This window comes from Bacillus proteolyticus, from assembly GCF_001884065.1.
Classification (GTDB): Bacteria; Bacillota; Bacilli; order Bacillales; family Bacillaceae_G; genus Bacillus_A; species Bacillus_A proteolyticus.
On record NZ_MACH01000111.1, the window covers coordinates 1 to 17,131 of the forward strand.

At 32.6% G+C, this 17,131-nt stretch carries 10 protein-coding genes and 4 pseudogenes; 6 read left to right on the forward strand and 8 right to left on the reverse strand.

Features of this window, described 5'->3' with window-relative positions; all coding sequences use genetic code 11:
- The coding region (locus BAQ49_RS18935; RefSeq protein ID WP_131802728.1) for an RNA-guided endonuclease TnpB family protein at positions 1–307 on the forward strand (307 nt) is incomplete at its 5' end.
- Positions 308–811: 504 nt separating this feature from the next.
- Here the strand turns inward: BAQ49_RS18935 and mobP2 are convergent.
- The 6 genes and pseudogenes from mobP2 to BAQ49_RS18965 all read right to left on the reverse strand — a co-directional run.
- Positions 812–1,555: pseudogene (gene mobP2, locus BAQ49_RS18940) on the reverse strand (MobP2 family relaxase); the annotation flags it as partial.
- Positions 1,548–1,809: pseudogene (locus tag BAQ49_RS18945) on the reverse strand (hypothetical protein). The pseudogenes mobP2 and BAQ49_RS18945, both read right to left, overlap by 8 nt.
- A gap of 227 nt (positions 1,810–2,036) precedes the next feature.
- A pseudogene (locus BAQ49_RS33675) lies at positions 2,037–2,924 on the reverse strand (hypothetical protein).
- Positions 2,925–2,945: 21 nt separating this feature from the next.
- Entirely contained in the window at positions 2,946–3,524 is a 579-nt protein-coding gene (locus BAQ49_RS18955) for a YddI family membrane protein (protein ID WP_071746635.1), read from the reverse strand.
- Positions 3,525–3,551: 27 nt separating this feature from the next.
- Positions 3,552–4,220, reverse strand: a pseudogene (locus BAQ49_RS18960) (C40 family peptidase); the annotation flags it as partial.
- Between the two features lie 1,384 nt (positions 4,221–5,604).
- Complete coding sequence (locus BAQ49_RS18965; RefSeq protein WP_071746636.1) at positions 5,605–7,296, reverse strand: hypothetical protein; 1,692 nt, start codon at positions 7,294–7,296, stop codon at positions 5,605–5,607.
- A 1,710-nt stretch (positions 7,297–9,006) separates the two neighbouring features.
- Here BAQ49_RS18965 and BAQ49_RS18970 point away from each other — a divergent pair.
- From BAQ49_RS18970 to BAQ49_RS18980, 3 genes are all read left to right on the forward strand, one after another.
- Positions 9,007–10,704 carry a helix-turn-helix domain-containing protein gene (locus BAQ49_RS18970; protein WP_071746637.1) on the forward strand — a complete coding sequence of 566 codons (1,698 nt, stop codon included), beginning with the start codon at positions 9,007–9,009 and terminating at the stop codon, positions 10,702–10,704.
- A 142-nt stretch (positions 10,705–10,846) separates the two neighbouring features.
- The gene (locus BAQ49_RS18975) at positions 10,847–11,530 is read left to right on the forward strand and encodes a GntR family transcriptional regulator (protein ID WP_071746638.1); all 684 of its coding nucleotides are present in this window, start codon (positions 10,847–10,849) and stop codon (positions 11,528–11,530) included.
- A 21-nt stretch (positions 11,531–11,551) separates the two neighbouring features.
- Positions 11,552–12,184, forward strand: a complete 633-nt coding sequence (locus BAQ49_RS18980) for a sterol desaturase family protein (protein WP_071746639.1) — start codon at positions 11,552–11,554, stop codon at positions 12,182–12,184.
- A 510-nt stretch (positions 12,185–12,694) separates the two neighbouring features.
- Here BAQ49_RS18980 and BAQ49_RS18990 read toward each other — a convergent pair.
- Positions 12,695–12,886 (reverse strand): GNAT family N-acetyltransferase, encoded by a 192-nt coding sequence (locus tag BAQ49_RS18990; RefSeq protein ID WP_242477419.1) that lies wholly within the window; start codon positions 12,884–12,886, stop codon positions 12,695–12,697.
- Positions 12,887–13,956: 1,070 nt separating this feature from the next.
- Here BAQ49_RS18990 and BAQ49_RS18995 point away from each other — a divergent pair.
- Both BAQ49_RS18995 and BAQ49_RS19000 read left to right on the forward strand, forming a co-directional pair.
- Positions 13,957–14,370 carry a hypothetical protein gene (locus BAQ49_RS18995; RefSeq protein ID WP_071746641.1) on the forward strand — a complete coding sequence of 138 codons (414 nt, stop codon included), beginning with the start codon at positions 13,957–13,959 and terminating at the stop codon, positions 14,368–14,370.
- A 23-nt stretch (positions 14,371–14,393) separates the two neighbouring features.
- On the forward strand, positions 14,394–15,848 hold the full coding sequence (locus tag BAQ49_RS19000; protein ID WP_071746642.1) for an FtsZ/tubulin family protein: 1,455 nt from the start codon (positions 14,394–14,396) through the stop codon (positions 15,846–15,848).
- Between the two features lie 36 nt (positions 15,849–15,884).
- On the opposite strand, the gene BAQ49_RS19005 is transcribed toward BAQ49_RS19000, so the two are convergent.
- The gene (locus tag BAQ49_RS19005; RefSeq protein WP_002150985.1) at positions 15,885–16,622 is read right to left on the reverse strand and encodes a terminase gpP N-terminus-related DNA-binding protein; all 738 of its coding nucleotides are present in this window, start codon (positions 16,620–16,622) and stop codon (positions 15,885–15,887) included.
- Positions 16,623–17,131 lie beyond the last annotated feature (509 nt).

A 17,131-nucleotide genomic window follows, 5' to 3' on the forward strand; every position in this document is an offset into this window, starting at 1 on the left:
AAATATGTTAAAGAATCATAATTTAGCAAAAGCAATTAGTGAAGTATCATGGTCGCAGTTTCGAACTATGTTGGAATACAAAGCAAAATGGTACGGCAAACAAGTCATTGTTGTATCGAAAACATTTGCTTCAAGCCAATTATGTTCTTGTTGTGGATATCAAAACAAAGACGTTAAAAATCTAAACCTACGTAAATGGGACTGCCCTTCTTGCCTTACACACCATGATAGGGATATTAACGCAAGTATCAATCTAAAGAATGAAGCGATAAGGCTTCTAACCGCAAGGACTGTGGAGATAGCCTAATAAATTAGAGTTCGATAGAACTCTTTACTTAGGAATCCCCCTTTTCTAAACGAAGTGAAAGTGGGGGTAGTTCAAAAGGTTGATAATTTGTTTTTCAGATATTTTATGATTCTTTTTGTTTGTGGCAAACTTATGCCTCCAGGATTTGAAGAATATTTTTAATGTCGCTTTTAAATAAAGTCACGGTGTTTATAAAAAAGGAGAAATGTTTTGTCCATTTGGATCTGTTTATCTAAAGGGATGTTTTTATAGTGAAAAGAAGCTCTGAACTGAAAGGCGGATTAAGGAACTGTTGAGCAGCAATAAAGTTACTCCACTAAAGGGCCAGATTGTTCAATAAGAAGAAAAATTTAAGGGTGCATATCTTCAAGAAAGAGAAATAATTCATTTCAATAAGACTATTTTTCAGCTTACCTCACTACTAGGGGCAAATTTGATTTTTTAAAACAGTATAGCTACCATTTCCGGCTTTAATGGCTGAATGGTATTGTAGCTATACTGCTACTGTCTTTTATCACTTGGTAACTGTTTATAGACTTGTAAAATCAATGGTTTCAAATGTTGATTGCGCCAATCAAAAATGGAATCTTCTTTTTTACTTCCCACCATATTTTTTCGAATCAGATCATTAATTTGTTTCTGTTCCTGCTTACGATCTAACAAATTGTTTACGACTTTTCCTTTCATTGCATCCAATGTTTTTGGTTTTCTTTTGCCACGTTCTCTCGTTGGAAATAGTTCAACAGTTGCCACATGAATATGAATGTTATCCGCATTAAAATGAATGGCTGCCGACCAGGTAGAACTATTTTGTAACCCCTCCTTTTTTTGCATTTCCTTCATCGCAAGCCGTGTCACATCCATTAACTTTTTTTCATCCAATGTTTTAGTTTTCTCATCATATATGCCTTGCTCCTCTAGCCAAGGATTAAGAAAAGAAATGACATCTTGCCACATGATACTTCCATTTTCATGAGCGATTTTAAACACTTCCTTTAAGGCTTTTTTCTCACCTTCTGATAAACGATTTGAGTGTTTTGTAAACAGTACGGATGTCTTTTCTGGATTCCCCATATATTCTTGATACGTTTCAAACATTTTCTGATTCAGTTTCACTTCACTTTTTGCTTCTTCTCGATCTACATACTCAATATAGTTCTGAAACGCATCCGAACTTGGTAACACAAATTTTGTTTTTAAAACAACACCCGGTGTGCTGGAAGATTGTACAGGAACCCCATTACTCATTTTCATCACCCTGCATCATCATTTGAATAAACTCATTCATTTTTTTCATTTCGCTATAACAATCACTCATCATATGGATGTTCTTCTGAATGATATTTTCTAATTCCATTTCCTTTTTCGTTTGTTCCGGCAAATAAGCCGCCATTTCAAGTAATCCCTTTTAAAAGTTTTTGTCCTGAAACTCCTTTTTCCTTTGCCATTTCGTCAAATTTTTTGATTGCAACCGGATCTATATCTCTTATTTTTAGATTCACAATTTCCGCTCCTTTCTGCAATTGTGGGTAGAGAACCAAAAATAGTGAGAAGAGCATAAGGGGTTTTTGCCCCCACCGAGGGTGTGGGGCTAGGCGGAGCCTAGCAAAACGATGGGAACAAGAAAACCTTCTAGGTGTAGACTCACTCACGACACAAAATCTTCTGATGTAGACTCACTCACGACTCATTTTTTCGTGATGTGGACTCACTCACGACATGACTTTTTTCAGTTTTTATTAATTTCTAGTGCCTTTTGCTCTAATTTTTTGATCTTATCTCGTGCAATTTTTTGTTCTCCTTTAAACAATTCAATGTTCTTTTCTGATGATTTTATTTTGGATTCTAAAGATGATATTTTCGATTGGGTTTCCGTTTTTTCCGCTTCAGTTTGGTACTTCATTTCATCTTTTAGTTCTTTTACGTTCTCATAAACTGTCTTCGCATTTTCTTCTTCAAGCTTAATTGCTTTTCCATAATTTTCGATCTTTGTTTCAATATCTTTTTTATCTCTTTCTATAAAATCTAACTCATATGTTTTTTATCTTCAGCTAACAATTCATCATTCGCTTTTGTTTTTCTTTGATCGGTAAAAATCGTCTGAACAAGTTTATTAGGACTCTTTGTACTTGTATTTTCTTCTTCGTATTCGTTAACATCTTGTGTGAATTTACGAATATCCATTTGTTCCTTTTCACTGTTTTTATTGTAAATATCTAAAGCTAAAGCTCCCCAATTTGGAGATAATTCTTTGACTTCTATCACGTAATTTCCGTTCTCTTCATACAACACTTTGACAGGTAATTGAACACCTGGCTTTCCTTTTTCTTGTGCCTTAAACGTAAAGCCAGTTTCCTTCTATCCGAAATCGAATTTCTATGAAGTTTTTATGTGGATTGTACTCCCTCTGTTCTACAATCAATTTCCCCATTCCCGACAACTTGATTACTTTGTGTGTTTCCGTATGGAATAGTTTTTCATCGTTCGGCATGTAAATTTTAGATGTCAAGAAAGCGAAAAAACCCAAGAATAGAAAGCTGATAATTGCTAGGTAGATCCACGACTTATTTCTTCTCAAATTAATTCTTTCACTCTTCTTACTGATTGCACCTATCACACCCTCACCTCACCTTTTTTGTTATAAAACTTTCATATTGAGCTCTTCTACACTTGTAACTCGCCATGTTTCCTTTTCCTTTTTTATGATGATTCGCAACACATTGTTGACTTTTTCTTCTCGATTTTGTGTTGAATCAGTCGTGACATTTATAAATTCAGCTAACACATTTACTTCCTTTTGATCGGGTTCATTTTCTTGTAAATAAAACTTCATTTCGATTGGTTTCGTCTTATAGGTATCTCCTAATTCGTATTTATCAGTGGGATAGAAATGTTGTAAAAGTTCTTCACTCATAATAGATTTTGCTTTTTCTTTCCGCTCATTGTAACCCTCTTTTTCTCGATGAAAGGATAATTGAATAAACGTTTCGGCTGTCGATAAATACGCTCTTCTCTGTTGTTCTTGTGCGGAGGGAAGCACCTTATTAAGTCGTCTTTTTAAGTCTTCATTTTGTTTTGTTAGTAATTCATTTGAAAGTTTTAACTGTTTTTCTTTGCCATCACTCATTGATTTTTTGCTCAAATAGATATTAAAAACTATCACACCTACAACTAAAATGACAAACACAATAAACAAAGATTTGCGTTTATCTTTCATTCTTTCAGTCTCCTATTCTTTAGGTTTTTAGAACCTTCTTACATGACCAGAAAAGACTTTTTTCAATACGGATTATTTAGATCTTCAATGGAAACACCTTTATTCGTTTGGCATCCAATGAAAGTATTTTTATCAATTACAATGCCAACGTGTCCGTCATGTTTGTAGGTATCAAAGAAAATAACGTTACTCGGTTTCATATCATTTACCGATACTTTTGTACCGATTTTATTTAATGTTTCAGTACTTACAGCTCCCATCGGACTGGTATACATCCCTACTTGTTCGAACGCCCAGCGCACAAAACTTGAACAATCAAAAAATCCCTCTTGCAATGTCATTTGTGTTACGTCCTCCACCAAATACATACGTAGAACGCCCTATCCATTGGCGACCTACATCGGAAACTTTTGAACCGCTACTTCCTCCACTTCCTGCATTTCCTCCTTCACCAGAAACGACAGAACCCGGCTGATAATATTTTAAAACTACGCCAACGTACAAAATATCGCCGTAGCACACTTGATACGGTACGGCTTCTGGTCTAAGACAATGATACATACCAGTATGTTTTACTTTTTGATACTGTTGTTGCGAAAATTTGATTGCTAATTCTTTCGTATACTTGCCACCATTTGCACCAATAAAGTCAAAAAATCCAGTCCCGAAATTGTAAGCTTGAATAGCTTGCTGTAGTAAGTATGAAAGGTCAAAAATTAATTCTAATGTTTTTATTTATTTTAATTTCTAAAACAAGATTTATAAAATATAGTATTCTATATTTTTTGTCATTTCTTTAGAAAGCTTGGCATATTTTCAATATACAAAGGGAATCTTGTAAACTTCAAATGGTTTCCATAATTTTTACAATTTATTTTTGGATGGTTCTGATACAAAATTAAATTATAAAAACATAGAGTAGAAGTTTTTTCTACATTTCTAGCTTATGAAGCTAAACCAAACACTTTATTCATAAAATGTTTTTGATCTTAGACAGACTTGTTCGAGAAAATAAGTTTTCTTTTTACTCTAATATAGGTTTTATCGACTCCTCATGAGTTGTTTGTTCATTTAAGATGATATTGTATTGTCTCTTCTAATTTAGGCCTATATGGATAAACTCAGCGTATAATTATTGTCTGAGCAATTAATACATCTCTTCCCTTTAGTTCATACTGATAATGTTTCTATTTGAACTAATTTTCCTTTTCATACTGATTACACATCTTTTCTAAAACAATACCATCAGTATCTTCAAGTATTTAAATTTATTTTTTCCTTAGTGAAAGACTATTACCTTTTAGATAATCAAGAGATGCGCATTTTTCGGATAGTACGTTAAAACCTAATATAATATATAGCTTTTATATAAAAAGAATATAAAGATAAAACTATTATACTTATGAAAAAAGGCTTACAAACTCAGTAATAACAGTGTCTGCAAAGTTATAGAACCATAAAAAATCGAAAAAAACACTTATTGGAAATGTATTTATTACGTTTTACGTCGCTCTAAATATACAAAATATCATAAAGTTGAATTACTTAACCTACATATAATCAGTATCATTTTGATACGTAGAAGTGTATATAAGATTAATGGTAGTCTAGCTTAAATTAATAACATGATTTCCACATACGCTATAAAATAACCCACATTTTATTAACATTTAGAAGTAAGTTATAGACATAATTCAGTAAATCAACATTATTAACAAAAAACATTCTGATTTTAAGTAGCTTTATATATAAAACGTTTATATATAAAGCTTTGAGCTATTTTATTGTACACATTTGGACAATATTATTAAGATATCCACTGAATTAATATATATATTTACGATTTTTAGTAGATTAAATGCCAGTAAGAGAACGAATGTTCAGAAAAAAGTAAAGTGAAATTGTGAATTACTGATTATATTTTAGGAATTTTGTATAGAAGTGTATAAAAAAAGAGAGGTATTCTAACTCAAATTTAAGAATCTCTCTCTTTTATGTTTGGATAGTACGAATATAATTTCTAATTTCAGCACGAATAGCCCTCCTTCTTTGATTTTTCAAAAAAGGAGAGCATGTAATCTTACATTGCAGGAAGCAACTGATCTACCGTGCATGGTGTTTCACTATTTTTACGGTAATAAGCTTCTAAGGAATGAAGAAAATCGATTAAATTAAAGTCTTTAGGAACTTCAATTACGCGGATTTTTTCCTTAGGCAATCTATCTATTTTTTCAATGAACAGTTCGCGAATATCACTTGGAATATGATGTTTTTTATGGCCATGAGATTTTAATAATTCACGAATTTTAATTTCTAATGCAACATACGCGTTAACATTTACGCCTTGCTCAAAAGCATATTTCCTAAATAGTGTTTCTTCTTGATACTGCATATAATTACGATGGTATGCTTCTTCAGTCACAGGAACCGCATATGTAGAATGAAGAAGGTCATGCGCTTTACAGAATAACTTCTTAACATTTTGTAATGAATATATAGCAAAGTGAGTACCAAATTTAAATACCGCATCTTCTTGCTTTTCTTTCGGTACATTGTGTGTAATCAGAGAATAAATACCTGTTTTAGCAGCGGTATCTAATACGCGATATTGAGAAGACTGCTTTAATAATTTGCTTAGTGTATAAACAAGATTTTTAGGGAAACCCTCTTGTCTATCAATCATTTCGCGTAATCCACGAATTACTTGTCGGATTTGACGATGACAGGAATGTTTTAAGACATTTACAAATTGGTTTATATCTTTTGTAAATTCTGCAATATTCATTTCAACTAACGATCCTTCAATGAACTTAGCTTTACGTTTATATGTAAGTCTTGGTGTAAATGGATCGCGATACTCTTCTCCTACTTCCTTATTACACAAGAAATCAGGGTGTACAGATAAATACAGTGTTGTATACTGCTTTTTATTCTTTTTCCCTTTTTCTAATTTGCAAATTTTAAACAAAGAAGATCCAGTAGCAGTAGATTTAGTTGTTAATTCAGCCATTACAGAACGTATCTGATGTGGGTATTTCTTATGTAAGAAGCGATACATACCGCCAAAATGAGTCTGTTGTCCTTGTTCATCAAATTTGTATAGTGAACGTTTCAAAGTAGTTTCTCGTTTTTGCTGCATTGCGATATCAATAAATAGCTTTTTAGCAGCAATGGATAAATCGAAGAATTCTTTTGTAAATACAATTGGGCTGATAAACGTGTAAGGATTCGCTTTATTCGTTTCCTTGTTCATAAAATCAGTTAATGTAATTTTATATTTACCACTGTACTCATTCTCAATTTCAATGATGTTGTGCAAGCTAAGCTTTTTCAACGCAACATAGAATTGTGAATGATGAATATGTGAAAATGCTTCTTTATAGTTTTTGTAGTCCTCCCAAAGCATGTGAATGGAAACATGAGAAAGTTCACCATAGGTATTACATTTTTTATGTAGAAATAGAAATACTTCTAGATCTGCATTAGTAATACCATATAGCTTATGCTTTCTACCATTTGCTTTAGTGAAGAGATTTTTCATTTGAAGTGAAAAAGATGGTTTGGCTTTTTCAACAAACCCTTCTTCATCTGCAATTCGTTCCTCGTAAGACATTGAATTTACGATATCTTCTAGATATGTATCTTTAAAGCTATAGTATTTGCCTTCTAAAGCTTCCACTAATTTTTGCCATGCTTTAATTGTTACTAATACTGGAGTTGTTGTTTCACCATTTAAACTACGTTTGTTCTTTATAACGAAAGGTTTAGCCATCTTTTTCACCTCCTCTTATTATGAGTTTCAGTTTTCACCTAAATAGGATATAAAAATTCAACTTTGATTATATCAAATCGAATCTTAGTGAAATGTGTCCCTTTAAGAGGAAAATCAAAAATGTGAAACGCAGCCTCAGCCTTAGAGGCACAAGGGATTCAACGTTTCACAAAAAAAAACTTTTGGCCACCATAAAGCTATAAGGTATTTTGAATATGAAACGTATCTGAAATGAATGAAACAGCACCTAAACCTTGATATAATAGGTTTTCTAGTGCTTCGGGTTAAAAGTTGTTGCCACCATATAGCTATAACGTTTCAAGTTTTGAAATGACTAAATAATGTGTAGAATTCATTCATAAATGTTGTGGTATGGCGTTTTCATGTTAATTTACGTCAAGGGACTATTGCCATCATATAGCTATACACGTTTCATGTTTTTTTTAGATTGTTGCCATCATATAACTATGCCGTTTCATGTTTGAAATCAATGTTTCATTGCGCTTGAAATGTACCTAAACCCTTGTTACATATGGGTTCATAGGTTTTTTTTAAAAAAAGTTGTTGCCATCATATAGCTATATCATTTCATTGGGGTTTTTTAGTTTTTTTAAAGAATGGCTTTATATCAATGTTTAGCACTAATTTAAATAAAAAATATTTTTTTTATATGAACAGATTTTAGTGCGTTAATGTTTCATATTTAAAGAGTTGTTGCCACCATATAGCTATAACGTTTCAAGTTTTCAATAGTACCTGCCACAATGTAGCTATGCCGTTTCATAAAAGTAAAGGTATTCGTGTCGCTATATGGAATAACGTTAATTCTTGTTAAATGAAATTCAACAATCCATTAGCATTTCTTGTTCAGAACATATTGCCACCATAAAGCTAAACCGTTTCAAGTTTTCAATAGAACTTGCCACAATGTAGCTATAGGGTTTCAAAAAAGTAGAGGTATTCGTATCGAAGTATGAAATACCGTTAATTCTTGTTAAATGAAACCCGACAATCCATTGGCAGTTCTTGTTGAGAATATACTTGCCACCATAAAGCTAAACCGTTTCAAGTTTTTAATAGAACTTGCCACAATGTAGCTATGATGTTTCATAAAAGTAAAGGTATTCGTATCGAAGTATGAAATACCGTTAATTCTTGTTAGATAAAACCCGACAATCCATTAGCATTTTTTGTTGAGAATATACTTGCCACCATAAAGCTAAACCGTTTCAAGTTTTTAATAGAACTTGCCACAATGCAGCTATGGTGTTTCATAAAAGTAGAGGTATTTGTATCATTGTATAGAGTGACTTTCAGAATTTTTTAGATGAAACCGACATTTCATCGATGTTTCTTGATCAGAAAGTAATTGTTATCATACAGTCATAATATTTCATTTCATTTGTAAGAAAAGGGACAAATACGTTTCACTTTAAAAGTATGATTTACACTATTTAATGCCAAATGGGTTTCCCGCATGGAGATTGTGGTGTAAAGTAGTAATTTTACAAATAAGTACAGTCTTATATAATACAAGTACAAGAATGTTTACTTGATAGGACGAATACTGTTCGATAAATCATTTCTCGATATAGATTATTCTGATAAGGTTTCAACTTATATGCTATGTTGCCACCATATAGCTATAACGTCTCAAGTTCTATAATTTATATTTCTAATTGGTGGGAATTTAGTAAGGAGGTTTTTAATATGGAGAAAGTATTAGTGTTGTTTAGCGATGCCCTTTTACTTGCTGCTCCAATGTATGAAAAGAACACGCAGCTATGGGAAAAGTGGAATAGATATTATGAGGAAGTACAAGGAAATCATGACAAAGTAGTAACTTCAGCTAATATATCCCCTTCATTTTCAGCACTTGTCTCTTGGTTAGGTCAGAAACAAGAACAAGGGATTTCATTATTGCACATATATGCAAATCTAGATAAATATAAAATTGAGATTCGAAATGTACTCGATAAAATAATAGAGCAAGAATTTGGAGGTACGTCTGAAGAAGTTGAAACGGCTATAATATCTAATACAGACGTTGAAAAGTTAAAAGAGCATTCAATTGATCTACAAGAGGATTACTATCCTGTAAGTAATGATGCGGTATATTATCAACTACGAGATGGTATAGCCAAGAATCACTTTGAAGAAGATGAAGTAGGAGCAGTACCTGTTTTACCATTAGAAACTAAAAATACAAGCGGAGTTGCTCAGCTATCATCACACAAGGATGAAGATTTAAGGCTAGTAAACACCAATGAAGCAGAAAGATGGTCAATACTAGTCGATGGTGTTATTAGTAACATGGATGATCTTACCGCAGACTGTTTAGATACAATTACAATACAGTGGTTGAATCAAGCGAAATCGCCAGATGATTTTATTGATTTCAGCTATGAAAATGTACTAGATATGTGTAATATTCCAAAAGCATCAGCAAATGGTATAGAGTATTATCGTGCAGAAGATAAAATTAAAATTGCACAACGTATAGCTGCTTTGGCGAGTATCTTTATTTATTTAAATGACGATAATGAAGTCGTGGTTTTAAATGATCGTGCAGAAACTGGTGAGCAATTTGAAATGAAACGTGAAATAATTAAAAGACTTTTCGTTTTAGATTCTGTAGTTCTTTGGAGAGATAAAAATACCAATGATTACGTAGGTATTGAATCTTGTAGAATAAAGCCAGGTAGCTTTTTGTCGATGTATTTATACGGATCTAGTAGCACAACAGCGTTATTATCTAAAAAAGCATTGGAGTATAATAGTTATCGACACAAATTCCATAAGCGACTAATTCGCTATTTATCTTGGCAATGGAGAATTCGACAACAGTACAGTAATTTAAAAAGACCATATTCAATTGATGGAGAAAAAGGACTATTGTCTGTTATGGGGATTAATATAGCTAAGGGACGCCCTCACCGTATTCGTGAGCAATTAGAAAATGTGTTAATAGATTTAGAAAAAGAAAAAGTTATTTCACATTGGGAGTACGCCGAGGAAATTGATGAATCAAGAATTGGAGAACGGAACTGGTTTAAGAATTATTACTCAAAATTAGGAATCATCATCTTACCACCAAAAGAATTATTGGATAATATTGGGGGTTCGGTAAAGAAAAAGGTAACTGCTACTTCGGATATACAAGAAAATAATTTAATTACAAATACAGTAACTCATACTACAGTAAGTACTGAGGAGCTAATTAGAGAGAAAATTATGCACCAACATATGCATCAAAATAGAACAATGCGCGAAATAGCAGATGAGTTAGGCTTATCCCCTGCTACACTATCGAGATTCTGTAATAAGAAAATGAAACGGATTTCAAACAGTGTTAATGATAAGTTAACAAAATGGTATGAAAGACAAATGATAATCGAGTCTATGTAAGCGAAAAAAGAGGAAACCACTTTGAAAATGGTTTCCTCTTTTTTATTGAATCTTATTGACAGAAAATTCAAATGAGTTATATAATTTTTGGTATTACCAATATCTTTAACATGTATTACCAAAAAATAAAGGGGACGATGGTTTGAAAGAAAAGGAACGCTCCTCAGATAAAATTGAAAATGAATTAATTAGATCCATATTGGCTGGTGTTTATTCTGTAGGAAGTACTTTACCGCCGGAAAGAGAGCTTGCGAAAGAATTTGGTGTTGGTCGCCCAACTATTCGGGAGGCGCTTCAACGTTTAGAAAGGAGTGGATGGATAACCGGGAGAAAAGGAATGCCATCGATTATTAATGATTATTGGAGCAATGGTAATCTAACGACACTTATAAATATTGTTGAGAATCATCATACCATTACAGATGAATTTATTATGTATTTATTAGAATTTAGAAGTTCGTTGACTCCGACTTATATTCGTAATGCTGTTACGTTTAATCAACCTAAAGTGGTTGCTCTCCTTGCTAATCTTGAGCAACTTGAAGATAGTGCAGAAAGCTATGCAGCATTTGATTGGGATTTGCAAAAAAGGTGTGCTGTGCTTGCTGCCAATCCGATCTTTCTACTCATTTTAAATAGCTTCGATTCCATTTATGTAGATATGGCAAAAAGGTATTTTTCTGTAAAAGATCATCGTGAGTTATCCTTCAACTATTATCACGACTTATTAAAAGCTGCATTAAAGGGAGATGCAATTGAAGCGGAAAGATTGTGTAAGACAACATTGGAGAAAAGCTTGGCTCTCTGGAAAGATAGAAAAAAATAAAGAAAGCTGGAGGCGTGATAAATGAAACTAAAATATTTTAAAGAATATTTTTCCTATCCTGATATTTTGATTATGAGCTGTCTTTTCCTCACTAGCTTTGGATTTATGATTTTACATTTAACCTCTATCAGAATTTGGGGTGCTTTTATTTTGGGAATGATTATGTATTCTTTAGCTGAGTACGCTACTCACAGGTTTATTTTTCATCTAAAGCCACCAAAGAATGCATTTTTATTAAAAATGCTTAAGCGCCTACATTATGACCACCATACAAATCCGAATGAATTACATTTATTATTTTTACCCTTATGGTATAGTGTGCCAAACATTGCAATTTCAGGAGCAATTTTTTATTTTCTTTCATCCAGCTTTGTCATGACAGACGCATTTATTGCAGGTATTATGCTCTTTTTATTATTTTATGAGTGGAAGCATTATATCGCGCATCGCCCCCTTCAACCAATATCACCATGGGGGCGATGGATGAAAAAGGTTCATTTATGGCATCACTTCAAAAATGAAAATTACTGGTATGGTGTCACGAACCCAGCCTATGATTTTCTCATGGGCACCTTTAAAGACCAAAAGGATGTTGCCCAAAGTAAAACTGCTAAAAATCTAGAAAAACGTGTTGACCAGAAAATAGAATTATAAAAAATAATCCATTGTCATCATCCTGGAAATGTCGAATGAATTTTACAGCTTCGACATTTCTCAGGGAGTGACAGGCATTTTTTCCTATTGAGCAGTAAGTATGGTAATAGATTGGATAAGGCTTGTTTGAAAGTTTTCCTTACCGAAAAATGCACCCGCTTTTTTCTCTATTTCTCTTAGCATTGCTTCATTTTTCACGAAGTGTTTCGCCGATGCTATCTACAATCTGTATCGTGTTTGCCCCAGTGATTTCTTTAGCGACTCGTTCCAGGAGAATCTTTGTACCAAAAGAAAATTTCCGCGTAAAGCTATGGCACCTGACAATGTTATTGCGGAGAAACTCGGAATATTCAGGCGTGAAAGCACGACGAATACAGCCCCTCATCATCTCTTTCATCTAGATACCTTTTTAACCAAATGGTGCAACACATCCCTTTCTTTATCATCTTTCCCTTGTACAATGACAGAATTCGTTAAAAAAGAAGAGGTGAGACTAACAGTATGCTTTCTCTAATAAATAAATCTTTCTTTTACTGACTCCCATTCATCACTAATAATACTGTAAAATATATTGTCTTGAATGGTTCCGTCTGCCTTTACTCTATGTTTACGAAAAGTTCCCTCTTTTGTTGCTCCTATTCGTTCAACAGCTTTTTGAGAACGTATACTCTCTACGTTAACTGAAAATTGGATAAAATCCACTTTTAACTCTTCAAACTAAAACTTAATAATCATTGCTAGATTCACAGGTTCCAATGTGCAAAATTAGTCCATTTAACATTTCTTCACTTTCTGATGTATCCTGAGTCACTTTCCACCTTGTCAGCAATCCCCCCTTCCCCTTTCTTGCCAGAATATACAACAGGTCCAATTTCTTGAACAGAACTAATCGTCATTTAATGTATCTATTGCTTTGTTAAGTTGGTAGCTTACAGTAATATGTATAATTCAATTAGTAAATCTATACTTACACAAAAATATAATAAATTTAGTTAAATTTATTAACATTGACTCTATATGTTAATTATAAAGATGGTGTACATATGAGATTAACAAGTGAATGTGTAGAGCCTAATACTTGAGATATTGAACTTGCAATTATGTGAGTTAATAACTGAGAGGAGAATTTATAACATGACATTGACAGATCTCCTTTATCAATGGTTTTAAATAGAAGAAAAATCGTTAATAAATCTAGTTGAATACGAAGGTCTCTTTATTAAACTAAAATGTTCATATCAAACCAAATGATATGAAAAGAGCAATGATTTTTGTATGTTTTATACACACTGTATATATACGCCTTATATATAGGTTTTACATATAAGGTGTATAGAAAAGAAGTATGTTAAATATGTTGATATGAAATTGATATAGCAGCCACAAAACCTTTATTTTAAAGGGTTTATATATACAGTGTATATATAAAGTCTATGCATAGAGCGTATGGATGCTTTGTGAAGTGTTTTAACATGAAATGTTTGTAATTTGATATTTTTTATAAAGGATTATTCAGAAGAATGTCAAATTAAATATTAAATTTATAGTTTTATAGAAGGTGTTGTTAATTACATGAAACCAGAAATTGATATATATTATATACAGCGTGTATGCACGTCGTATATATTCATGTTTATATATCAACATTTCAACTAACTTTAATACTTATACGCTTTATATGTAAGTTCTATATATAATCACTTGATATACGTCTTATATTAATGTAATATATTCGTAGGAATAATTAACCAACGTTTTAAGGGGGAGGCAACTTGAACGAGGTATTGAGCGAAAAGTATAAAGTAATTAAATTTCCTGATGAAGTTGTGAATATGTTTGCAGACATTCTTGAAGAGGACGAAATACTTTATAATGTATTTCATTACATAGGATCTGAGGTAAATAAACAATACCAAGAGACGAAATATATGAGAGGCATCTCAATAAATGAAATAGTAGGCAATGTTGTAATTGATAGGAGAGTTAAGAAATTAAAGGGAAAATCGTACTCATTAGAGGTTGAACGAACCAATATATCAAGAAGATCAGCTGAAGTAAGTGTTAGTACATTATCTTCAATGTCATTAATAACTGAAAAGATTATGCATCCTTATAAATTTTTAATCTCAACAATTAGAGGACAACAGGTGTTAATTGAACTAGGAAGACGTAAACAAACCAATTGATAAGAAAAAGGAGAGATAAAATAATGGCGAAGAACTTTCTGAAAAACGAAGTAGCAGTAAAAATGACAATGGTTGGTTTTGGTCAGGCTGGAACTAGAATGGTAGATAAATTTGCTGAATATAAGCATACGGATGGAACATCTGTGTACAACTGCCTTGCCCTAAATAGTAACGATGGTGATTTAGCCGAATTAAAAAATGTGCCTACAAGTAATCAAGTATCACTCAAATTAGGCGGACTAGGGAAGAATCCAGAACGTGCTGTAAAAGTACTAGAATCAAATGATGAAGCGAAAGAAAAGTTAAAAGAATTCATCACAGAGCGTGTAAGACCAACAGATGAATTGGTATTATTTTTTGCTGGTTTAGGCGGTGGAACAGGTACTTCTACAATCATTAAAGCAATTGAAGAATTCTCGGCTTTTCATAATAAACCTATAATCGCTGAAGAACTTAAAAGTATGGCAATGAAAATTCCTAGAGAGGAATTAATAGCAAATCAACAAAGGTATGCAAAAATTGCATTCAATAATGCAATTGAACGTAAAGATTTTATTAAAATGGGTATTGTTGTAACACTTCCTGTAAGAGCTGATGGGCCTGATGTACTAAGACAGGTAAATAAATTCTCTCAAGAGATTTGGAAGTTAGCAAATGACCCAGCAAAAGGTGTTGCATTCGTTGTTTTCGCAGATAACCAACATTTCTATGATGAATTTAAGGGATTAAACGAAAATGAGAAAAAAGGTATTGCTAATTCTCGAGACTATGCAAATCAGCGCATTGGTGAAATCATCCATGAATTAAATACAGCTTCTAATGGCGCAGGAACATCTGTTATTTTAGATTCACAGGACTTTAAACGTATTTTATTAGAGAAAACTGGTTGTCTAGTTATTAATAAAATTTCTCGCAATATGAATCAAATTGAAAATAGTAAAGAAATAGTAGATATGTTCTCAGAATCGTTGAAAGGAAGCTCTTTCCACCATCCTATAGAATTAGTGAAAAAGAACGATGATGGTGAGTTGGAGGCCTCTAAGGTGCATCATTTTGGAATGCTTGCAATTCTAGACGAACAAAAGAATATTGATGATTCATTTATGGATGATGCAAAAGTAGAAGTTACGAATACATTACCAATCAACGGTACGGTATTTAATGGGTATTTAATTAGTAAAAATGATTTTATGGGCAGTGTGTATACCTTCTATAAAACTGATGCATTACCGTCCCGTTTGTCTAAGGGTTTAGTTGAAGAATTCAATGAATTTAAAGAGAAGCAAAATCAAATTCAGTTTAAAAAATCCCAAATTAGTACAATTGAAATGCAAGATCAAGACGATGATTTCAGTATTAATTTCGGTGATTACATCGATATGGGAACAAGTGATGAGGAACCATCAGCAGATGCTGAGAATGATGAAGAATTAGCTGCATTTATGGATCCAGACAAAATGTTTGGTACATCAAAATAATAAAAAAGAGGCCTGGAAATATCCCGGGCCTCTTTTTTATTCGGATGTCATAATAGATTTCATATACTCTATCATATTTTCGTTTAAATAATTCTCTATAAATAGGTGTTTTTTTGCTAAATCTTCCTCTTTTTTAAACCAACCAACTTTTTTCATGCGCTCTTCCTCAGGTTTTTCATTCCAGAGTTTTTCAGCTTGTCTTCTTAATTCTTTACGAGCTCTATGTTCAATTATTATGTTATCCAGTCTTTCTTGTCTTTGACGTTCTTTCATAGCAATTGGATCTTCAGGCTGGGGTAATGCTTTTAATACATTTTCAAATTTCTCTTGAAATTGTATTTCGATGTTTTGTAAATGTGCTTGAACCTTTTGTTCCACCAATTTTTCGATTGTCTCAGCTGCGTCCTGAAAATCAAATTGAGATAATATTTCGTTAGAGTGGTTTTCAGGAGATACGGGCCTTAGTTCGAATTGATGCGGTAAAAGTTCGATTATGGCATCTAAAGACCACTTTTCATCCCTTTTCTGCTTTATGAAAAGAGCTATATTTAAATCTAATGAATTATAGAGCTTTTCATTTGTATTATTGGTTCTAAGAGTCCCGTGCAATCCCTTCTCTTCTAACGTATTAAACCAATTATAAACAGTATTATGGTGTCTACCTACTAACTTAGAAAACTCTGTTATTCGCCAGGCCTTTTCAAAAGCGTCTTCGTGTAATGAGTTCTCATCATCTACCATGGTTTGTTCTGAGTGATTTTCCTGCTTAATCATAGTATTACCTCCTTAGCAGTATATAATTTCGCTGATAAATGACATTAACATGAAATATGAGATTGATATGTTAAGTGTTTTTCGACGGTACTAATAGGAATCCCTTTCTTATCTGAAATTAACATGAAAGATAAGATTAACATGTTATCCTCAAAGTGTTAACAGAACATTAACAGATCGCTATCTATCCTCACCAAATATCGATGTTTTGTTAACCGGGACTTGAAATGCATCAATGTTATATAGGATTAATGAGGTACCTTTGTCACCCATATCCTTATAAATGGTTGCTATGAGATTGACAGTTTTATTCACATAACATTAATGATAAGTAAATATAACCGATTTGTAAATAAATTATGAGGATATAGCATCAAACTTTCAAAAAAATAGGTATAAATATGATTAAAAGGGTCCATATTATTAATAATTGTAGTATGAGCCTTTTCCATAGATAACACTTGAGAATATATAACAGATACCTGTTTGACTAATAGAGTGCAGTATCT